The 20,787-nt window shown below is 58.0% G+C and carries 18 protein-coding genes and 2 pseudogenes; 10 read left to right on the top strand and 10 right to left on the bottom strand.

Annotation, left to right across the window (positions count from 1 at the left end; translation table 11 throughout):
- Window position 1: 1 nt before the first annotated feature.
- Entirely contained in the window at window positions 2–721 is a 720-nt protein-coding gene (locus B7L72_RS03580; protein WP_016916232.1) for a response regulator, read from the bottom strand.
- Window positions 722–838: 117 nt separating this feature from the next.
- Here B7L72_RS03580 and exaC point away from each other — a divergent pair, with 117 nt between their 5' ends.
- Both exaC and adhP (B7L72_RS03570) read left to right on the top strand, forming a co-directional pair.
- Window positions 839–2,359 (top strand): acetaldehyde dehydrogenase ExaC, encoded by a 1,521-nt coding sequence (exaC, locus tag B7L72_RS03575; protein WP_081192594.1) that lies wholly within the window; start codon window positions 839–841, stop codon window positions 2,357–2,359.
- A gap of 140 nt (window positions 2,360–2,499) precedes the next feature.
- Window positions 2,500–3,528 (top strand): alcohol dehydrogenase AdhP, encoded by a 1,029-nt coding sequence (adhP, locus tag B7L72_RS03570; protein ID WP_176212826.1) that lies wholly within the window; start codon window positions 2,500–2,502, stop codon window positions 3,526–3,528.
- A 76-nt stretch (window positions 3,529–3,604) separates the two neighbouring features.
- On the opposite strand, the gene dauA is transcribed toward adhP (B7L72_RS03570), so the two are convergent.
- Together dauA and B7L72_RS03560 are read right to left on the bottom strand one after the other, a co-directional pair.
- Window positions 3,605–5,356, bottom strand: a complete 1,752-nt coding sequence (gene dauA / locus B7L72_RS03565; RefSeq protein ID WP_081192591.1) for a C4-dicarboxylic acid transporter DauA — start codon at window positions 5,354–5,356, stop codon at window positions 3,605–3,607.
- A 176-nt stretch (window positions 5,357–5,532) separates the two neighbouring features.
- The gene (locus B7L72_RS03560; RefSeq protein ID WP_081192590.1) at window positions 5,533–5,943 is read right to left on the bottom strand and encodes a hypothetical protein; all 411 of its coding nucleotides are present in this window, start codon (window positions 5,941–5,943) and stop codon (window positions 5,533–5,535) included.
- A 148-nt stretch (window positions 5,944–6,091) separates the two neighbouring features.
- Here B7L72_RS03560 and B7L72_RS03555 point away from each other — a divergent pair.
- Window positions 6,092–7,050, top strand: a pseudogene (locus B7L72_RS03555) (alpha/beta hydrolase fold domain-containing protein).
- 121 nt (window positions 7,051–7,171) lie between these two features.
- Here B7L72_RS03555 and B7L72_RS03550 read toward each other — a convergent pair.
- Window positions 7,172–7,723, bottom strand: a complete 552-nt coding sequence (locus tag B7L72_RS03550; protein WP_081192588.1) for a heme ABC transporter permease — start codon at window positions 7,721–7,723, stop codon at window positions 7,172–7,174.
- Window positions 7,720–9,168: an ethylbenzene dehydrogenase-related protein gene (locus tag B7L72_RS03545; RefSeq protein WP_081192586.1), complete on the bottom strand. Its 1,449-nt coding sequence runs from the start codon at window positions 9,166–9,168 to the stop codon at window positions 7,720–7,722. Before B7L72_RS03545 ends, B7L72_RS03550 begins: the two co-directional genes overlap by 4 nt.
- 187 nt (window positions 9,169–9,355) lie before the next feature.
- On the opposite strand from B7L72_RS03545, the gene B7L72_RS03540 reads away from it, so the two are divergent.
- From B7L72_RS03540 to adhP (B7L72_RS18860), 6 genes and pseudogenes are all read left to right on the top strand, one after another.
- Window positions 9,356–10,111 (top strand): prenyltransferase, encoded by a 756-nt coding sequence (locus tag B7L72_RS03540; RefSeq protein WP_081192584.1) that lies wholly within the window; start codon window positions 9,356–9,358, stop codon window positions 10,109–10,111.
- Window positions 10,054–10,716, top strand: a pseudogene (locus B7L72_RS03535) (alpha/beta hydrolase fold domain-containing protein); the annotation flags it as partial. The gene B7L72_RS03540 and the pseudogene B7L72_RS03535, both read left to right, overlap by 58 nt.
- A gap of 119 nt (window positions 10,717–10,835) precedes the next feature.
- Window positions 10,836–11,849 (top strand): Bug family tripartite tricarboxylate transporter substrate binding protein, encoded by a 1,014-nt coding sequence (locus B7L72_RS03530; protein ID WP_081192582.1) that lies wholly within the window; start codon window positions 10,836–10,838, stop codon window positions 11,847–11,849.
- Between the two features lie 84 nt (window positions 11,850–11,933).
- The gene (locus B7L72_RS03525) at window positions 11,934–12,383 is read left to right on the top strand and encodes a tripartite tricarboxylate transporter TctB family protein (protein ID WP_081192580.1); all 450 of its coding nucleotides are present in this window, start codon (window positions 11,934–11,936) and stop codon (window positions 12,381–12,383) included.
- A gap of 9 nt (window positions 12,384–12,392) precedes the next feature.
- Window positions 12,393–13,901, top strand: a complete 1,509-nt coding sequence (locus B7L72_RS03520) for a tripartite tricarboxylate transporter permease (protein WP_081192578.1) — start codon at window positions 12,393–12,395, stop codon at window positions 13,899–13,901.
- 40 nt (window positions 13,902–13,941) lie between these two features.
- A complete protein-coding gene (gene adhP / locus B7L72_RS18860; RefSeq protein WP_446718538.1) occupies window positions 13,942–15,648 on the top strand; it encodes an alcohol dehydrogenase AdhP in 1,707 nt (568 codons plus the stop codon).
- Window positions 15,649–15,719: 71 nt separating this feature from the next.
- On the opposite strand, the gene B7L72_RS18690 is transcribed toward adhP (B7L72_RS18860), so the two are convergent.
- The 3 genes from B7L72_RS18690 to B7L72_RS03500 all read right to left on the bottom strand — a co-directional run bounded on the left by B7L72_RS18690 (window position 15,720) and on the right by B7L72_RS03500 (window position 18,746).
- Complete coding sequence (locus tag B7L72_RS18690) at window positions 15,720–16,049, bottom strand: SulP family inorganic anion transporter (RefSeq protein WP_249273176.1); 330 nt, start codon at window positions 16,047–16,049, stop codon at window positions 15,720–15,722.
- Window positions 16,050–16,121: 72 nt separating this feature from the next.
- Entirely contained in the window at window positions 16,122–18,170 is a 2,049-nt protein-coding gene (betT, locus tag B7L72_RS03505) for a choline BCCT transporter BetT (protein WP_081192574.1), read from the bottom strand.
- A 189-nt stretch (window positions 18,171–18,359) separates the two neighbouring features.
- On the bottom strand, window positions 18,360–18,746 hold the full coding sequence (locus tag B7L72_RS03500; RefSeq protein ID WP_081136218.1) for a hypothetical protein: 387 nt from the start codon (window positions 18,744–18,746) through the stop codon (window positions 18,360–18,362).
- Between the two features lie 279 nt (window positions 18,747–19,025).
- Here B7L72_RS03500 and B7L72_RS18455 point away from each other — a divergent pair, with 279 nt between their 5' ends.
- Complete coding sequence (locus tag B7L72_RS18455; protein WP_170919430.1) at window positions 19,026–19,199, top strand: hypothetical protein; 174 nt, start codon at window positions 19,026–19,028, stop codon at window positions 19,197–19,199.
- Between the two features lie 40 nt (window positions 19,200–19,239).
- Here the strand turns inward: B7L72_RS18455 and B7L72_RS03490 are convergent, their stop codons facing one another.
- Both B7L72_RS03490 and B7L72_RS03485 read right to left on the bottom strand, forming a co-directional pair.
- Window positions 19,240–19,944, bottom strand: coding sequence for a response regulator (locus B7L72_RS03490; protein WP_081192570.1), 705 nt, complete (start codon window positions 19,942–19,944; stop codon window positions 19,240–19,242).
- Window positions 19,945–19,957: 13 nt separating this feature from the next.
- The coding region (locus B7L72_RS03485) for an ATP-binding protein (RefSeq protein ID WP_139788436.1) at window positions 19,958–20,787 on the bottom strand (830 nt) is incomplete at its 5' end.

The following is a 20,787-nucleotide window of genomic DNA, read 5'->3' as shown; positions in this document are numbered from 1 at the left end:
CTCAAGGGGAGGGCTTGCCCGACAGGCTGGCCGTACGCTGGGCAATATGGCTGCTCAGATCCTCTTCGCTGGCCAGCACGATGGCATGCACACGGCTGGACGCGCCCAGTTTGCGCAGGATGGCGGAAACATGGGTCTTGACGGTGGTTTCGGCAATCGTCAGTTCCCGCGCGATCTGCTTGTTCGACATCCCCTGGCTCATGCAGCTCAATACATCCAACTGCTTGTCGGTCAAGCGCGGTAGGCGCCCGGGTCGTTCGACGTCCTGGAGGGCGGTCGACGAGGAGACACTGGCCGCGGCAGGAGCGCGCTGGGCAGGAGGGCGGCGCATGATATCGGCAGGCAGATACAGCTGGCCCTGGAGTATCTGCTCCAGCGCCGACAATAGCTGCTCGCCAGGGGTGGACTTGGGGATATAGCCCACCGCGCCCTGGGTGATGGCATCCAGCACCAGTTGGCGCTCCTGATGCGCCGAGACAATGGCCACCGGCAGCCAGGGAAAGGCGCTGCGCAACGTTTTCAACCCTTCCAGGCCGTCGGCATCCGGCAGGCTCAAGTCCAGTAGCAGCAAGTCCAGCGTGTCGTGTGCCTCGATATGCGCCATGGCTGCCGCCAGGCTGTCAGCCTCCAACAGCTGCGTGTCGGCCAGCCCGCCGCGGATGACCGCTTGAAGCGCGTCGCGAAACAGCGGGTGGTCATCGGCCACTAGTAGCGAATACATGGCATCTCCTACCAAGGAATGAGGGTACATCCTGCCATTGGGCGATATCGGGATTGCCTTCGGTGGCCAACACTGAATAGGCACCTTTTAATAATCATAATACTCAGGAGCAGCACCATGATCTACGCCAACCCAGGTGAATCGGGCTCAGTCGTCTCGTTCGAAAAACGCTATGGCAACTACATCGGCGGTGAGTTCGTGCCACCGGTGAAGGGCCAATACTTCGACAACATTAGCCCAGTCAATGGCAAAGTGTTCTGTGAAATTCCCCGCTCCAGCGCCGAAGACATCGAAAAAGCGCTGGATGCCGCCCATCAGGCAGCGCCTGCCTGGGGCAAGACCTCCGCGCAAGAGCGCAGCAACATTCTGCTCAAGATCGCCGACCGCATAGAGCAAAACCTCGAAATGCTGGCCGTGGCCGAAACGTGGGATAACGGCAAGGCCGTGCGGGAAACGCTCAATGCCGACATTCCGCTGGCGGTCGACCATTTCCGTTACTTCGCGGGCTGCCTGCGGTCCCAGGAGGGCACCGCGGCCGACATCGACGCCAATACCGTGGCCTATCACTTTCACGAGCCGCTGGGGGTCGTCGGGCAAATTATCCCCTGGAACTTCCCCATTCTGATGGCTGCCTGGAAGCTTGGCCCCGCGCTGGCTGCCGGGAACTGCGTGGTGCTCAAGCCCGCCGAACAGACGCCCGTTTCCATTTTGAAAGTGGCCGAGGTGATCGGTGACCTGCTGCCGCCTGGCGTGCTCAATATCGTCAACGGTTTCGGCGCGGAAGCCGGTCAGGCGTTGGCGAGCAGCAAGCGCATCGCCAAAATCGCCTTTACCGGCTCTACTCCCGTTGGCTCGCATATTCTGAAATGCGCAGCGGAAAATATTATCCCTTCCACCGTCGAGCTAGGCGGCAAGTCGCCCAACATCTACTTTGCCGACATCATGAACGCCGAACCGACGTTTATTGATAAAGCGGTCGAGGGCTTGGTGCTGGCGTTCTTTAACCAGGGCGAAGTGTGTACCTGCCCGTCACGCGCGCTGATCCAAGAAAGCATGTACGACGAGTTTATGGCCAAGGTGATCGAGCGCACTCAAACCATCAAACGCGGCAACCCACTAGATACCGATGTGCAGGTGGGTGCCCAGGCCTCCCAAGAGCAGTTCGACAAGATAATGTCGTACATGGATATCGCCCGCGACGAAGGCGCGGAGTTCCTCACTGGCGGTGATAAAGAGACCCTGGACGACAGCATCAACAGCGGCTATTACATTCAGCCCACGCTGCTGAAGGGCAACAACCAAATGCGCATCTTCCAGGAGGAGATCTTTGGCCCGGTAGTGGCAGTGACCACGTTCAAAGACGAAGAAGAAGCCTTGGCCATTGCTAACGACACCGAATTTGGTTTGGGCGCAGGCGTGTGGAGCCGCGATATTAATGTCGCCTTCCGCATGGGCCGTGGCATTCAAGCCGGGCGCGTATGGACCAACTGCTACCACCAATACCCCGCCCACGCGGCCTTTGGTGGCTACAAGAAATCCGGTGTTGGCCGTGAAACCCATAAAGTGGCGCTTGAGCACTATCAGCAAACCAAAAACCTGCTGGTCAGCTACGACATCAACCCGCTGGGTTTCTTCTAAACAGCTTAGCTGTTTCTATTCTGTGTCTTAAGCACGCCGTTCGGCATCAGCCGGGCGGTATTGTCAGTTCCCCTGACGCTGACGCTACCGATAAGAGCCGTTCTTAAATGGCCGTATCGACAACCATTAGGAGTTGCATCATGGATAGCACAATGCGCGCGGCAGTGGTTCGCGAATTTGGTCAGCCGTTGGCCATAGAAGAAGTCGGCGTACCGCGCCCTAAGCAGGGCGAAGTACTGATGAAAGTGGCGGCCTCTGGGGTTTGCCATACCGATTTACACGCCGCACACGGCGATTGGCCGGTAAAACCCTCGCCGCCGTTTATTCCCGGCCATGAGGGCGTTGGGCATATCGTGGCGGTGGGGGAGGGCGTTTCCCATGTCAAAGAAGGCGATCGTATCGGTGTGCCGTGGCTATACTCGGCCTGCGGCTACTGCGAGCACTGCTTGGGCGGTTGGGAAACCCTGTGCGAATCCCAGCAAAACACCGGTTATAGCGTTAACGGTGGCTTTGCCGACTACACCTTGGCGGATGCAGGCTATGTAGGGCGCCTGCCTGATTCTGTCGATTTCGTCGAAATCGCCCCGGTGCTGTGTGCCGGCGTCACGGTTTATAAAGGCTTGAAAATGACCGATACCCGCCCCGGCCAGTGGGTGGTGATTTCGGGCATTGGCGGCCTGGGCCATATGGCGGTGCAGTATGCCAAAGCGATGGGGCTGAACGTTGCTGCGGTGGACATCGACGACGGTAAACTGGCCCTGGCTGAACGCTTAGGTGCCACGGTAACCGTCAACGCCATGAAAACCGACCCGGCGGCGTACCTGAAGAAAACTATCGGCGGTGCTCACGGCGCACTGGTCACAGCGGTGTCGCCTAAGGCGTTTGATCAGGCGCAAAACATGCTGCGTCGAGGCGGCACGCTGGTGCTTAATGGCCTACCACCGGGCGACTTCCCGCTGCCGATCTTCAGCACGGTGCTCAACGGTATTACCATTCGCGGCTCCATCGTTGGCACGCGCCTCGACCTGCAGGAAGCGTTGGACTTCGCCGCTGAAGGCAAGGTCAAGGCAACGGTGGCGACCGATACGCTGGACAATATCAACGATGTCTTCCAGCGCATGATCGACGGCAAAATAGAGGGCCGTATCGTGCTTGATATGGCGAGTTGATAGCTGTTTAGTGGGTGCTATACAAGGGGGAGGCAGCTTCCCCCTTTTTAATGGCAAGCTTGCCATTCCCTATCTGCTACCCAGCATTCGCAGTAGCTCTACCACCCAGCCAGCGGCGTGCCATGCGCTCGGCATGGGAAAGGTTGCTGACGACCGCTAGTTTACTCGCTTCGCGTTTAATGCCCGCGCGCTTTATTTTCAGCGCCATACGTGGCGGCAGTCCAACAAATATAACACCAACGCCTTGCTCGCCAAGCTCCCGGCGCAATGTGTCCAGCGCCACCATGGCGGTGGTGTCCAGGCTGGGCACATCGTGCATATCCAAAACGACAACCCGAACGCCGTGATCGATCACCCGCAGCGTGGCAATGGCCTTTTCGGCCGCGCCAAAAAAAAGCGGGCCACTGATTTTGTAGAGCGCTACGTCAGCAGGGAAGTGCTGGTCAGAACTGGGTCGGTCTAAGCGCTGGGTATGGGTCACCTGGGCCATGCGGCGAATAAATAGCGCCGCCGCAAGGCCAATACCAACGGCCACGGCGATCACCATGTCGAAAATCACCGTTAGGGCAAAGCAGATCACCAACACTGAGACATCGCTGGCAGGGGCACTTTTTAGTGTATGCACAAAGTGGCGCGCCTCGCTCATGTTCCAGGCAATAATAAATAGCAGTGCTGCCAGTGCCGCCATGGGGACAAACCCCAGCACACCCGCCAGGGCCACCACGGCAAGTAGCACCACGATTGAATGCACCACTGCAGCAACAGGTGAAAAGGCCCCGCTTTTGATATTGGTCGCAGTGCGCGCCAAGGCTGCTGTTGCGGTAATACCGCCAAAGAAAGGCACCACCAGGTTACCCAGCCCCTGGCCAATTAGCTCGGCGTTAGGATCATGGCGGGTGCGAGTTAAACCATCTGCCACCACGGCACACAGCAGCGATTCAATCGCTGCCAGCAAGGCGATTGCCAATGCCGGGCCAAGCAGTGCTTGTATCAGCGCAAAGTTAATCTCAAGCGGGGTGCCATCCGCGCCAGGGAAATGCCACGGAGCGGTAAAGCCAGGTGCAAAAGGGGGGATGCCGCTGCCGCTTTGTCCATCAAACTCCCAGCTAAAGCGTGAGGCGATGGTATCGACTTCAACGCCACTCATCAGCAGTAGCGCTGCAGCCAGGGTGCCCACCGCCAAACCCACCAGAGGGGCAGGAATTGGCGTATTCAAGCGGGGCCAGATCAGCAGCGCTGCCAAAGTGACAAGCCCTACACTAATCTCCGCCGGTGACAGGCTGGGCAGCGCCTGGCCAATCAGTAGTAGGTTATGCGGCGTGCTATCGCCTAGTTCGACCCCCGCTAAGCCGAGAAAATCAGGTAACTGCAATAGCGCAATGACGACACCAATGCCAGCGGTAAAACCGAGAATCACCGGGTAAGGTACGTACTGAATCAGGCTGCCGAGTCTTGATAGCCCCAGTGCCACCAAAATGGCGCCTGCCATAAAGGTCGCAATTAGCAGCCCGCCCAGGCCGTGGTTGCCCACAATGGGGAATAGAATGACCACAAAGGCGGCGGTAGGGCCGGAGATATTGAATCGTGAACCGCCGGTTAAGGCGATCACCGCGCCCGCTACGATGGCAGTATAAAGCCCATGTTGAGGTGGCACGCCGGTTGCGATGGCCAGCGCCATGGAAAGCGGCACCGCCACTACGCCAATCGTCAGCCCCGCCATCACATCCCGCTTGAGTTTGGCCAGCGTATAGCCTTCACGCCAAGCGCTGAGCAAAGCGCTGCCAGGCACCGGGAACACGTAACCCGAGGGACGATGAGCACGGGACATGTTATTAGCCTCCTAAGCACCTTTGAGAACAAGCCATTAAGGTACGCTTGCGTTAAAAGTTGCACAACTGGGCGTTAGTCGTGGCCAAGTGTGGAGCGGCCGGTATGCCGATGAACATGCAGACAAAAAACGCCCGGAAACCGGGCGTTGGAGCTATCGCTGACGTTTTTAAGCGTTCATTCGCTATCGCCACTTTCGCCATGCTGGCCGCGTTTGCCATGTTTACCACGATACTCATCATGGGCTTCGCGCATGGCAGTGCGCAGTGCTTCCTGCTCTTCTTCAGAAAGGATTTCAGCAACGCGCTCTTTATGCTCATCGCGCAGCGCGTGCACCGCTTCACGATGTTCCGCGTGTGCTGCGTTAAGCTCAGCCTGTTTCTCTGCTGAAATATCTGCACGCTCGTACACTTCCTGGCGACGCTCTTCCATGCGCTCTTCCATGCGTTCGCGATCAGGGCCTTGGCCTTCATGGTCACCGTGGCTATGTGCTTGAGCGGTAAACGCTAATGGAGCAATGGCGATAGCCAGCAGGGTGGGGGCAAACAGTTGGCGAATTGACATTTTCCGAGTGTTTGAAACGTTCATAAATTCTCTCCTGGTGAGTTGACGATGTCAGTATCGCTAGGTGCAGTGCAAACCGTTTGCACAGAGTGTGCAACAATCGTGACCTTATTAGGGCTGAGCTGGTCGTAACGGATAGGTGAGGGGTCACCTATGTTTAAGGAGAAAGACAATGTCGCGAGTGAAGTTGAGCAATGAGAGGCAACCGCATGGCGCCCTTTCCATCTTGCGCCGTGTAGCTGGCCTGGGCACCCTCACGCTATTGCTGAGCGGCTGCGGCGCTACTCACAGTGTTAGTCAAGGCGACCCCGCCATTGAAAGTAGTGGTTTGCATGAACCTCGGCCTTTTACGCGCTTAGCGCCAAAAACCTATACGCCTGATGAGTGGCCTCAAGCTCTGGAAGCTGACGTTTATCTACCTGGAAATGATCCAACCGATACGCTGCGCCCCGCCGCATTAGTGGTTCACGGCGGTGGTTGGCGAAATCGCACGCCGGAAGATATGCAAGGCATTGCCGAACAGTTAGCAGGGCAAGGCTACGTCGCGGTTAATATTGAACACCGTTTTGCACCAGAGTACCGCTTCCCTAATCAACTGTATGATTTGCAGCAAGCCATGGCGTGGATTCATGCCAATGCCGACGACTGGCAGGTGGATACCAACCGCATAGTGGGGGTTGGTTTTTCCTCTGGCGCGCATTTAGTAAGTTTGTTGGCACTGGCCGGTGTAGAAGGGCCGTTGGCCGAACCCTACGGTGGTGAGCAGAGCCGTTTGGCCGCGGTACTGGCGGGGGGCTACCGAGTGATTTGCTTAAATTCGACGATGGCCGCCTAGTGGTCGATTTTATCGGCGGCACCCGTGCTGAAGAGCGCGCAGCGTATCACCTGGCGTCACCCGCCCGGCATATAACCCCCCAGGCACCGCCGTTTTTCCTATTTCACGGTAAGTGGGATCGGTTAGTGCCCGTGGATCATGCAACGGACTTCTATCAAGCCTTACAGGACAACAATATTGAGAGCGAGCTTTATCTACAAAACTACCGAGGCCACTTTGCCAGCTTTCTACTACGCGGCAGCGCCATTAATGCGGGCATCGCATTTCTTAATCGACAGGTATTTAGCGAGGATTAGACGTTAGGTGTTTTCTTGCTTTATGCAAGGTGGGTGACAGTTTTGTGGGGTATAGGTGAGGCCGGCGGCAAGAACCCCGCCGAAGCGGGGCCCTTATTGGTTACGAGAAGCGCGAAGAGAATCAGCCGCTGCTGCGCTGGCCTTTCAGGCCAAGCACTGCGGCCGCGATGCCGATGATCACCATCACGACGACGACCCATAGCGGGCTGTAGAAGGTGGTGTAGACCTGCCAGCCCATCAGGCCGAGCACCTGGGAAAAGGCGGTGGTGGAACCCGCCAGATGGCCGCCCAGGGTGCCAGCAGCCGAGAACATCAGGCCACCGGTCAGCGCTAGGATCACCAGCGCCCAGCGGCGGTTGCCCTGGAAGGCGGCATCGCCGGCTTTCCAGGCCAGCACGGTAAGCATGGTGTAGATGCCTAGCGACCAGAAGGCCATCAGGATATGGTTGCGCGCCAAGGGGCTTGCCAGGTTGGCTTCCATCGGCCAGACCAGGAAGCCGCTGACGATAGCCGCCAAAGCCCCAAGCAGGCTGAGCACCAGTACGGGCAGCAGGGCGGCGCGGCTGATTTCGGCCAGCCGCCCAGTCATAAAGACACCGGCGAGGATCATCAGGGTAGAAAGGGCCCAGAAGCCCACCGGGAAGTGGGAGAGCATGGCATGAGTGCCGTTCATGAGCGGTCTCCTTGACGAGTGGAGCGGAAGCTAGGTAGCAGGGCGAGAGTGGTGCCGAGCATGGCGATCAAGCCGGCGATCAGTGTCATCAACCAGCGCGAGGTGATGGCGTCGTTGAATTCCATCTCCACCCCGTAGAGGGCGAGTTGCTTCTCGCTGTGGCGGGGGCGCACTGGCTTACCCTCGGCGATATCCTCGGCACCCGCATGGGCGCGGCTGACCAGCAGCGGCCAGTCGACTTGGCCGGGGTAGAAGAGGGTCATATCGAACCAGTCATTCGACCAGTCTGGTGAGTCCCCGTCGAACGCCATGGCCTGAAAGTCCGCCTCGCGTCCCAGGCCCACCGTGTAGGGGTGCGATACGTAGTGCCAGCGGCTCCCGGTGGCGTTGCGATAGACGCCGATGCCGATGTCGTACACGCCCTGTTCGCGGAACGCCTTGTCGTCCAGCGGGCTGCGGGTATCCATGTCGCGGATCAGGGTCACGTCCCAGTAGCCATCTTCCCAGCGGGCAGGGCCTTCGTGCACCCTTATATCGCCGCGGGAACCGGCCGGCTCACGCAGCAGGCGCCGTGGGATGACATCACCGTTCTGCCAGTCGTGGTCGGGGTCGAAATCGGTGCGGTTGTCCTCGGAGAGGTAGTAGATGCCGTCGAAATCAACGCCCCCTGAGGTCACATCTTCCCAGCGCAGCGCGCGCTGGCCGGTCTGGTCTGGGTCGAGCATCCAGCGCGGCTGGCTATTGTCGCCGTCCCAGTTGGTGGTGAACGGGCCGCTGCCGGCATCGCCGTGGCGATAGTCGCCGACCCACTGGTCATCGGAGGCGCCAATGGCATTGGAGCGCCCGGCACGCCAGTGCCAGAGATCCAGAAAATAGCCGGCCTCCCGTTGAGCTTGTAGCACGTCAGCATCGACTACGCTGCGCCAGTCATTCTGGTCGCTTCGTGTGGCGGGCAGGTACTTTCGCACATCGCTCTTGCCGAGGGTTTCACCCAGGTGTGGATGCGCCCGTACATCAGCCGGTGAAGCGGAGTTGGAGAAGAAGCGCATCTGATCGCCGACGGTGATGTAGCCGCCATAGCGGCCGAAGTCGGGGACGCCGCCATCGTCCACCAGCATGGCTACTCGGTCCTCGTAGGTACCATCTGGATCAGGCCCTGGCACCGAGCGGCCGTGGCGAATCCACTCGCCGTCCTCGTAGCGCAGCATGTCGTGATAGACATGGGGCTGAGATGCAGGCCAGCGATAGCGGAAGAAGATCTGTTCGCCGTTGTAGGCGGCCTGCACCTGCAGCGGCATGGTCAGCTCATCGGGAATCCAGATATTGCGTTCGAGATCGTTCTCGATCACCCCGGTGCCTTGGGTCACCCAGGCCAGCCCGAGGGCGATCGGCACCCCGAGAACCAGCCAAGGGGAGGCACCCTTGTCTTGATCTTTTCTTGTCATGAGAACTCCTGAGCCTGGATGTAAGGAACCTTCGATAGAACCTTTAGTATTGCTTAGGCTATCATGAGTGATCTTGATCTATATCAAAAAACAAACGGTCATCCGCCTTAATGCTTGAAGTGGAATACTCTCGGTTGAGATCCTTGTTTCAATCAATTTTGATCATTAACCAGAGGATCTTTCGATAATGCGGCAAATCTACCGACTCGCGGTACTGAGGGCTACGCGCCCGAGCTTCCTGGTGTTGGCGCCGCTCTGCGTGCTGCTCGGCATTGCCCTGGCGGCCCGCCAGCCGGTGCCGCTCTCTCTCACCGAGGTGGTGCTGGTGCTGGTGGGGGGTCTGTTGGCTCATGCCGCGGTCAATCTGCTCAACGAGTATGACGATTTTCGCTCGGGGCTGGATCATCTCACTCAACGCACACCCTTTTCCGGCGGTAGCGGAGCCCTGCCTGCTGCTCCCGGGGCGGCTCCTGCAGTGCTGGCGGCGGGACTCGTCGCGTTGGCGGGAGTAACAATTATCGGCGTGGCTTTCTTGTGGTGGCGGGGCTGGCCTATGCTCGCGGTGGGCCTGCCTGGGCTGGCATTGGTCGTCGCCTACACGCGTTGGCTCACCCGCTCCCCCTGGGTCTGCCTTATGGCACCGGGGTTGGGCTTCGGCCCGTTGATGGTGCTTGGCACCATGCTGGCACTTGGCGGTACACCGGATGCGACCTCGCTGTGGGTGTCCCTGGTCGTCGGGCTACTGGTGAGCGAGCTGCTGTTGCTCAACCAGCTGCCCGACCGTGACGCCGACCGCCGCGTAGGTCGCCGCCATCTGGTCATTCTGCTCGGGGCGCATCGTGCCGCTCGCCTGGTAGGTGTACTGTTGCTTGCGGCCTTTGCAGTGGTGGCGGTTGGCGCAATCGCACGCCAGAAGATATGCAAGGTATTGCCGAACAGCTAGCGGGACAGGGCTATGTTGCGGTCAATATTGAGCACCGCTTTGCGCCGAAGTACCGCTTTCCTAATCAACTGCACGATTTGCAGCAAGCTATGGCATGGATTCACACCAATGCCGATGAGTGGCAGGTCGATACACGTCGCCCTGTGGGGGATGGGTTTTCATCCGGTGCGCATTTAGTAAGTTTGCTGGCATTGGCCGGTGTGGAAGGCCCGCTGGCCGACCCTTACGGTGGCGAGCAAAGTCGTTTAGCCGCTGTGCTGGCTGGCGGGCTGCCCAGCGATCTACTTAAGTTCGACGATGGCCGACTGGTGGTCGACTTTATCGGCGGCACCCGTGCTGAAGAGAATGAAGCGTATCGACTAGCGTCACCCGCCCGGCATATAACCCCACAGGCACCGCCGTTTTTTCTATTCCACGGTAAGTGGGACCGATTAGTGCCCGTGGATCACGCCACAGACTTTTACCAAGCGCTTCAAGACAACAACATCGAGAGCGAGCTTTATCTGCAAAACTTCCGGGGCCACTTTGCCAGCTTTCTCCTTCGTGGCAGCGCTATTGATGCAGGCATCGCATTTCTTAATCGACAGGTCTTGAGTGAGGACTAGACTTTAGTTGCGTTCTCGCACTATGCAAGGTTGGTGACAGTTTCGTGGGGTAGCGTCTTAGGCTTACAGGTGAAGACCTGTTTCAAAACGTAACAATCTTATAAAAAAGAGAGCCCGCTATGCCTAACAGTCACACTACTTCTTTATCGCTCAACTTTAAATCCTTGTTAGCAGGGGCTACAGCCGTTGTTGCCTCACTCGCTATCGCGCTGCCTGCTGCGGCTGAAGACTATCCCACACGGCCGCTTAATATGGTGGTGGGGTTTGGCACTGGTGGGAGCGCAGATCGCTTGGCTCGCATTATGTCAGGGCCTATCTCTGAAGAGATAGGTGTGCCTATTCAGGTAACGAATCGTCCAGGCGCTGGAACGCAGGTAGCTTCGAACTACGTTCTGAATGTTCCTGATGACGGTTACAACGTATATGCCTCCACGTTTGCTCCTTACTTAACCAACTCGATACTTACTGGCGGTGCCGATTTTAGCGTCGATGATTTCTCCTACATCAACTTTCAGTGGTTCGACCTAGACATTATCGCGGCGAATAAAGACAGCGGTTATGAAGATTTGCCTAGCCTCATGGAAGCCATTCGTGAAGAGAGAGGGCAGGTGCGTGGCGCGGTAGTGCAAGGGTCTGCTGGTCACTTGATGGTGCGCTTACTGCTTGATCAGGCGGGTATCCCTCAGGAGAACCTGAATTTGGTGACCTATAACAGCGGTGGCGAAGCACGTTCCGCTGTGGCGGGTGGTCAGGTGGATTTTGTCTCTATCAGTGCCCAGGGTAGTGAGGGTATCCGCGAATTTCTAACGCCGCTGGCGATTGTGAACGATGAGCGCATTGAGCAGTGGGATGCGCCCCCAATCAATGAAGCGTTAGCACCGATGGATCTTGAAGTGCCGGTACTGCAGGGTTCCATGCGTGGTTTTGCGGTCACCAGTGAAATGGAGCGCCAACATCCTGAGCGTTTTGAAAAACTCTCTTCAGCAATCCAAAGCGCCCTCGCTCGTAAGGATGTTCAAGAGCAATTGGAGCGCAACGAAATGGGGGGTGTTTGGGTAGGCCCAGAACGCTCCAATGAGTTGATGCGCGAAAACTACCAAGTATTCGAGCAGTACGCTCACCTGCTTAACTGAGTTCCCCGTATTAATCGTAATTAACTAATCCTTCCATGATAGCTGGCCCTTCACCTTAATGAAGGGGCAGCATGGGGTTTTACCATGTCTGAATATAAACGTGACTATGGGGATTTCATCGTTCTCATGGGGCTGGCTAGTTTTACGCTTTGGTATTTATTAGACGCTATTAGCGTATCCGCTAGCCCGCAAAACCTGCTGCTGATACTGCCACTTGCGGTCATTGTGTTGGCGATTATTGCACTTGAATTAATCCTGCGCATAAAACATGGCTCGCTGTTCCGCTCTACTGAAGAAGAGCCGCTGCATAAAACATTACCCGTGGTGGGCTTATTTGCCGCCTACGTGTTGTCGCTTGAAGTCCTGGGCTTTGATATTGCCACTGTGGTTTTTTTGGCGCTGTTTTTGATCCTCAAAGGTGAGCGTAATTGGTTGCTACTGGGTGGCTATAGTGTCGCTTTTGGACTTAGCGTCGCGTTCTTTTTCTCACAGATGCTGCCGTACCCCATGACACTGCTGCTGCTACCCAGCTAAGGAGAAACCATGATTGATTTTGGCGCGGTAGGGCAGAGTATGGATCTGCTTTTTTCCAGTTTTGGCCCTTGGCTAGTGGTGGTTCCGGGGATCATATTAGGGCTGATTTTTGGCGCTACGCCAGGGCTACAAATTTCCATGGCTATGGCTATTTTTCTGCCAATGACCATGTATATGGATTTTATCCAAGCCATGCTGTTTTTGACGGCTATTTTTACGGGCGGCTCATTTGGCGCCGGTATTCCCGCCATTTTGATGAATATACCGGGTACCTCTTCGGCGATTGCCACCGCATTTGATGGTTATCCTATGGCACGCAAGGGGCAGCATAATCAGGCGTTAGGCGTTGCATTAGCATCATCGGTGATTGGCGCACTGATGGGCTACATTGTGCTGTTCTTTATGATTCAGCCACTCTCCTACATGGTGCTAAGACTAGGCCCGGCCGAGATGTTTGTGGTTATTCTCTGGGGGATGACGCTTATCGCTAGCCTAAAAGGCGAGCAGGTGCTTAAAGGCTTAGTGGCCGGGTTTATCGGGCTGTTAGTCGGCACGATTGGATTCAGCGAAATTGGCTTGGCACGCGGCACGATGGGGCAAACTTATCTATTGGATGGGGTGCCCGTTATTCCTGCCATGATGGGTATGTTTGCAGCCTCTGAACTTTTTAAGCTAGCCAATAAAGGATTCATTGTTGAGTCTGCCGATGATCGTAAAGTAAAAATTGGCGAGATATTCGAAGGCTGCAAAATGGCAATGCGCTACCCCGTGGTAATGGTTCGCGGTGGCTTAATCGGCGTGTTAGTCGGTGCCGTGCCTGGTGTGGGCTCTTCGGTTTCTAACCTGCTTTCCTATATTGAAACCAAGCGTCGTGATCGCGACCCTGATTCATTTGGTAAGGGTAACCCAAAGGGCGTGGTGGCATCTGAAGCGGCGAACAGCAGCTCCGAAGGGGGCTCGATGGCAACCTTGCTGGCGCTGGGCATACCCGGTGGGGGCGCCACAGCGGTGATGCTGGCGGCGTTTGCTATGCACAACATTACTGGCGGGCCGCAGTTTATACGTCAGCAGACCGATGTTGTGTACGCGATCATTTTTGCTAACTTTGCTCAGGTGTTTCTATTGGTGATCATCGGTTTACTGTTTATTCCGTTACTGGCCAATATCGTTAAAGTGCCGATGCGTTACCTGATTCCATCCGTATTAGTGCTTGCAGTGATGGGGTCCTTCGGGCTAACCGGCAATATGACTGGCCCTGCTACAGTGCTGGTGTTTGCTGTGATCGGTTGGATATTCCGTCACTACGGCTACTCAGTACCTGCCGCGGTGATCGGTATGCTATTGGGGTCGCTGGCTGAAAAATCCTTGCTTCACTCCTATCAAATCAGCGGTGGTGACATTACCTATGTGTTTGAGCGCCCAGTGACGCTAGGGATTTTCGCCCTGTTGCTAATCTCGTTGTTTAGTCAGCCACTAATGAAGAAGCTTAAAGCACGCCAAGAGGCTGCCCAATTATGATACCTATTTTAAATTATGATTAATAAGCTCAGTCACTGATATGTTGAAAAGAACAGTAATTACCGTTGGTTTGGGGTTTTTGGGTGGCTGGGTTGCCACCCTTTTTTCATTACCCCTGGCATGGATGCTGGGGTCTCTATTTATGGTGATGAGCTTATCATTGGCTGGCGTGAAGACCGGTGTCGATAAGCGCTTACACCGCACCGCCATTGCGCTGTTGGGCCTTTTTATCGGTAGCCGAATTCATGCAGATGAGTTGGCTGGGCTTGTGTTTTGGTACCCTAGCGTGCTGGCGATGCTGGTCTATATGGTGCTGATGTTATTTGGCGGATACTGGATATTTAATCGCGCCAACGTTGGGCGCATGAATGCGATGTTCTGCTCTTATCCTGGGAGTATGAATTCAGCGTTAGTACTGGCAGAACGTGCTAATGGGGATTTGCGCTGGATTGCTATTTCACACTCGCTGCGCTTAGTCACCGTTGTGTCAGGTGCGGCAATATTAGCGAGTTTTTTTGTCAATGACGTGACGCTGAGTGGCGCGCCAACATCATTAACCCTGATCGATAGCCTACCGCTGCTACTGGCACCGCTTTGTTGGTGGTTAGGGCGCTTATTGAGGGTACCCTTGCCGGAGTTTCTAGGGCCGATGGCAGCTGGGGCGATTATCGCTAATCTGGGATTTGAAACCTCATTACCCACATGGATAGTACTGGCAGCATTTCTGGTATTGGGCGCCTCAGTGGTTCGCGAGTTTGGCCAGCCGCTGGTCATCGAAGAAGTCGATGTACCTCGTCCCAAACAGGGCGAAGTATTGATGAAAGTGGCGGCCTCCGGGGTTTGCCATACCGATTTACACGCCGCCCACGGTGATTGGCCGATCAAGCCTTCGCCACCGTTCATTCCCGGGCATGAGGGCGTCGGCTACATCGTGGCCGTGGGAGAGGGCGTCTCTCATGTCAAAGAGGGGGACCGCATAGGTGTTCCCTGGCTCTACTCCGCCTGTGGCTACTGCGAGCACTGTCTGGGCGGGTGGGAGACGCTGTGCGAATCTCAGCAAAACACCGGTTATAGCGTCAACGGCGGCTTTGCCGACTATACATTGGCAGATGCAGGCTATGTGGGGCGCCTGCCGGAGTCGGTGGATTTCATCGACATCGCTCCGGTGCTGTGCGCTGGGGTGACGGTCTACAAAGGCTTGAAGATGACCGACACTCGCCCGGGCCAGTGGGTAGTGATCTCCGGGATTGGTGGGCTGGGGCACATGGCCGTGCAGTATGCCAAGGCCATGGGGCTGAACGTCGCAGCGGTGGATATCGATGACGGCAAGCTGGCCCTGGCTGAACGCCTGGGAGCGACGGTGACGGTCAACGCCATGAAAACCGACCCGGCGGCCTATCTGAAGAAGACCATTGGCGGTGCTCATGGGGCATTGGTCACGGCCGTTTCACCGAAAGCCTTCGATCAGGCGCAAAACATGCTGCGTCGCGGTGGCACGCTGGTGCTGAATGGGCTGCCGCCCGGTGATTTCCCGCTGCCGATCTTCAGCACGGTACTCAACGGCATTACCATTCGCGGGTCCATCGTCGGTACACGCAGCGACCTGCAGGAAGCGTTGGACTTCGCCGCCGAAGGCAAGGTCACGGCCACGGTAGCCACCGACACGCTGGACAACATCAACGACGTTTTCCAGCGCATGATCGATGGCAAGATCGAAGGCCGTATCGTATTGGACATGGCGAGCTAATCGCCAGTGAATGGTATCACCTCAGGGGAAGGCTACTTCCCCTGTTTTAGTACTTCACACCCCCAGGTTCGCTATCGGCCACCACCTAGCCAACGCCGAGCCACTCTTTCGGCGTGAGCAAGCGTACGGACGACCGCCAGTTTGCCTGTTTCACGCTTAATGCCTGCGCGCTTTAATTTTAACGCCAGACGGGGCGGCAGCCCTACGAAGACGATCCCTACACCTTGCTCGCCCAGCTCTCGGCGCAGCGACGCCAGTGCCACGATGGCGGTGTAAAGCCCGTGTTGTGGGGGCACTCCTGTGGCTACAGCCAAAGCCATGGAGAGGGGCACCGCGACCACGCCGATGGTCAATCCCGCTAGAACATCGCGCTTCAACCGATCCAGCGTTATAGCCTTCACGCGTCTCGAACAGGCATATAGAAATCCCGGCACGGTGGCCGGGATCGGGATTGCATGGAAAACGCGCTGACGCTACATCTGGGCGTCTTCTGGCGGCTCGCCGATGGTGCCGGGCATGGCTTGCACATGGCCCATCTGCTCCCCGGCCAGGGTCAGGAAGTGCAGGTGGCGTTCGTACTCGGCCACCAGGTCGCCAATCACCTGACCACGGGTGTAGCCGTTGAGGTCTTTATCCTGGCCGCCTTCGGCCAGATAGACATCCAGGCGCACGTAGAAGTCATCGTCTGCCGGGATGAAGCTCGGGGTGCGCATGCGGTGCGGGCAGACTTGGTAGACAAAGCTGGTGGCCTCGCCAAGGTCGACCTGCAGCGTCAAGGTGGGCAGCGATTCGCCGTCCATCTGCTCTTCGGTCACGTTGGCGGTTTGGCCACGGCTTTCGAGCTCCTGGGCAAACTGGGTCATGGCGGGACGGATCGAGTGCTCGATGGTGGCCGCTGCCCCGGCACGGTTGGAGGTATCCAGCGCGCGGTCCAGGCGCTCGCGCCAATCGCCGCCAGGCGCACTACCTGCAATCATGCGGCGTGCATCGGCCTTGCTGCCTTCCAGCTTCAAGGCTTTGTAGGTGCCTACCATGATGGCAAAAATCACCACCGAGAACGGCAGGGCGGTGATCACCACGGCGCTTTGCAGCGCGTTCAGTCCGCCTGCCATCAGCAGTGCCACGGTAATCAGGCCGATCACGGCCGACCAGAAAATGCGCAGCTTCACCGGGGCATCATGGTTCACGTCGCTCAGAATCGAGGTGAAGTTGGCCAGTACCAGGGCGCCGGAGTCGGCGGAGGTAATGAAGAACACAATGCCCAGCACGGTGACCACGGCGGCAGTGATACCGACGTAGGGGTAGTACTCCAGCAGCGTGTAGAGCGTGGTTTGCGGCGAGTTCAACGCCTGTTCGCCCAGCTCGGCGACGCCTTGATTGGCGACCAGCTCGATACCGCTGTTACCGAAAATGGACATCCACACCATCATGAACGACAGCGGAATGAACAGCGCACCGGCGACGAACTGACGAATGGTGCGGCCACGAGAAATACGCGCCAGGAACAGGCCCACGAAAGGCGTCCAGGCAATCCACCAGCCCCAGAAGAAAATGGTCCACCACATTTTCCACTCCTGGGCGCCTTCGTCGGCAAACGCGTAGGTATCGAAGCTGGCAGCGACAAACCCGGAGAGATAGTCACCGGCGTTGTTCACCACCTTGTCGAGCAGGGTCAGGGTATCGCCAGAAAACAGCACGAACAGCATCAGCGCCAGCGCCAATAGCATGTTGAACTCGGAGAGGCGGCGAATGCCCTTCTCGACCCCGGTCACCACGGAAATGGTGGCCAGCACCACGACCAGGCCAATCAGAATGATCTGTACCGTCAACGTCTCGGGAACGTCGAACATGTAGTTAAGGCCGTAATTGAGCTGCAGAACGCCAATCCCAAGACTGGTGGCGATACCGAACACGGTAGAAATGACCGCCGTAATATCCACGGCATTACCGATGGGGCCGTGGATGCGCTTGCCCAGCAGTGGGTAGAGGGCGCTGCGGATCGCCAGTGGCAAGCGGTGGCGGTAGCTGAAGTAGGCGAGTGCCATGCCCATCAGCACGTAGAGTCCCCATCCCGAAAGGCCCCAGTGCAGGTAGGTCTGAACGACAGCGTTGCGCATGGCCTCTTGGCTTTCAGGCGTCAGGTCCGGCGGGGCCAGGTAGTGGGCCACCGGCTCTGCCACGCTGAAAAACAACAGGTCAATGCCAATGCCGGCGGCAAACAGCATGGCGGACCAGGAGAGCAGCGAGAACTCCGGGCGTGAATGGTCCGGGCCCAGGCGTATGCTGCCGAAGCGCGACATGCCGATCAGTACCACGAACACCAGGTAGGCGACGATGGCGAGCATGTAGTACCAGCCGAAGGTGGTGCTGACCCACGCCAGGCCCGCGTCGAAGAAAGCGCCTGCCTGCTCGGTAAACAGCATGGTCATCACCAGAAAGATGAGTATACCGGCGACGCTGCCGTGGAACACCACGGGGTTGAGTCGATCCCGCGAGGGGAGGGTCGAGTTGTCTTTCGCCATGGAGGCGGACTCCTGTTGTTAAGACAAGGGAAGAATTATTTTTGAATGAACGTTCAAATAAAATACGCGGTTTGCTACGTCAGTTCAAGTGACGAACCACTCACGTAAAATGAACGAAACAGGAGTATAGATAGCCCTGCGCCCAGCAGAGCTGGGCGCAGGGCGGTAGGACGAACGTTAAATCAACGCTTATTCAGCTTTGGCCTGGTCGCCGTGGCGGCCTCCGCGCTTGCCGTGCTCCTGACGGTATTCGGCGTGCACCTCGTGCATGGCATCCCGTAGTGCCTGCTGCTCTTCATCTGACAGAATTTCTGCAACGCGGGCCTGATGCTCCTCACGCAGCGCCATGACCGCTTCACGATGCTCGGCATGGGCCTGATTCAGCGCGGTTTGCTGCTCTTCGCTCAGCTCGGCGCGCTGGTAAACTTCCTGGCGGCGCTCTTCCATGCGCTCGTGCATGGCTTCACGGTCCATGCCACGGTGCTCATGATGGTCGGCTTGCGCGGTGAACGCCAGGGGCATCAGGGCAATGGCCAGAAAGGCGGGAGCAAAACGTTGGCTAAGAGACATTTTCATGGCATACCTCATGGGTCATTAATGGGCTAATGTTGACCATGGCAGTATCCAGGGGCTTGGTGTAAATCGGTTGCAGGAAGTGTGCAACAACCGTGGTCTTATGCGGAGGGGCAAGGGTCACGCCACAGGGTGAGGGGAACAGGCAACAGGAGAACACCATGCCAGAACCTGGGTTCATTGGCCGCTATGCGCGCCTGGGCGCGCTGGTAGCGCTGCCGTTCACGGCGCTGGTCCAGCAGCGCTATACCCCGGACGACTGGCCCGAGCCGCTGGTGGCCGATGTGCTTCCCCGCCCAGCTGCTCTTTTCCAGTGCAGGGCCCTGGTTGGTAGTGGTTCCCGGTATCGTGCTGGAGCTGATTTTTGGCGCAACGCCTGGCCTTCAGATCTCCATGGCCATGGCGATCTTCTTGCCCATGACCATGACCATGTACATGGACTTCATGGTGCATTGACCCGTAGCGGTGCCCAAGTGCGCCTGTCGACCTGCCAGGCTTACCCTTCGGGCTGATATTTGTAACCCACACCATACACCGAGCGAATGATTTCCTGCTCGGGCAGGGCTTCGGTGATCTTTTTGCGCAGCTTCTTGATATGGCTGTCGATGGTACGTTCGGACACGATGCGGTTGTCGCGATACATGTGGTCCATCAACTGCTCTCGGCTGAAAATACGCCCCGGCGACTGCATCATAACGCGTAATAGCTGAAACTCCACGGCGGTGAGCCCCAGGTCCTGGCCATTGACGAGGGCCTGCCAGCCCTCTTCATCCAGGGTGACCGGCGCTTGCCGTGTGCTCGGGGTGTGGCCGGTGGCCTCGGCAATGGCTTGGCTGCGGCGCAGCACGGCCTTGACCCTGGCCACCACCTCGCGGGGGCTGAACGGCTTGCAGATGTAGTCATCGGCGCCCAGCTCCAGCCCCAGCAGCCGGTCCACCTCCTCGACCTTGGCCGTCACCATGATGATGGGCAGCAGTGGCCACTGCTGGCGTATTTCCCGGCACAGGGTGAGGCCATCCTTGCCGGGCAGCATGACGTCCAGCAGTACCAGCGCCGGGGAGTGCTGGGTGAGCCAGGGCATCACGTCGCTGCCATGGCCGATGATGGTGGGGGCGAAGTTATGGCTGCCAAGGTAGTCCGCCATGAGCCTGGCAATTTTGGGTTCGTCTTCGACGATCAGCAGGGATGCTTCCTGGGTCATGGTCAACTCGCATTCAGTAAGGGTCAGAAGAAATCAGCGGAAAGCGCAGTGTCCAGGCCAGCCCGCCCAATGTCGAGGCGCTGGCTTCCATGGTGCCCCCGTGAGCACTCACCAGGGCGCTGGCAATCGACAGGCCCAGGCCGCTACCGCCGCTGGCACGGTTACGCGACCCCTCGACCCGATACAGGCGCTCGGTGAGCCGCCCCAGCTCGCTGTCGGGGACACCGGGGGAGCTGTCCTGCCAGACGATGACGGCCTGACCGCGCTCGCAGCCGAGCGTGACGCGCAGCGCCCCAGGCGATTGCGTATAGGCACAGCTATTGTCCAGCAGATTGCTCCACAGCTGGCGCAGGCGTTGGGCGTCGCCGCGAATCATGATGTCCTCTTCCAGCTGGCAGGTCAGGCTCAGGCCGCTCTGTTCAAGCCAGCGGTCGGCGTCGGTCAGGCGGCTGCCCAGACTGTCGCTCAGGTTCAGCGGGGCCAGCTGGATGTCCAGCGCTCCCGCATCGCTTTGCGAGAGCAGTCGCAAGTCGGAGACCAGGCGCTCCAGCTGAGCCACTTCCTGGGCCAGCGAGCTCAGGTTTTCCTGATTCAGCGGGCGAATACCATCCTGCATGGCTTCGATTTCACCGCGCAGTACGGCCAGCGGCGTGCGCAGCTCATGGGCCGTGTCCGACACCCAGCGTGCCCGGGCCTCGCGGCTGGCTTCCAGGGTGGCCGCCAGCACGTTGAAATCCCGGGCCAGGCGAGACAGCTCATCGCGGCCGCGTTCGGGCAAGCGGGTATGGTAGTCGCCTTCGGTGAGCCGCAGGGTGGCACCGGCCAGCGCCCGCGTGCGTCGGC

This window comes from Halomonas sp. BC1 (assembly GCF_002078135.1).
GTDB lineage: Bacteria > Pseudomonadota > Gammaproteobacteria > Pseudomonadales > Halomonadaceae > Vreelandella > Vreelandella stevensii.
Note: the sequence above shows the minus strand (reverse complement) of the source record. Positions and strands in the feature narration are given on the sequence as shown.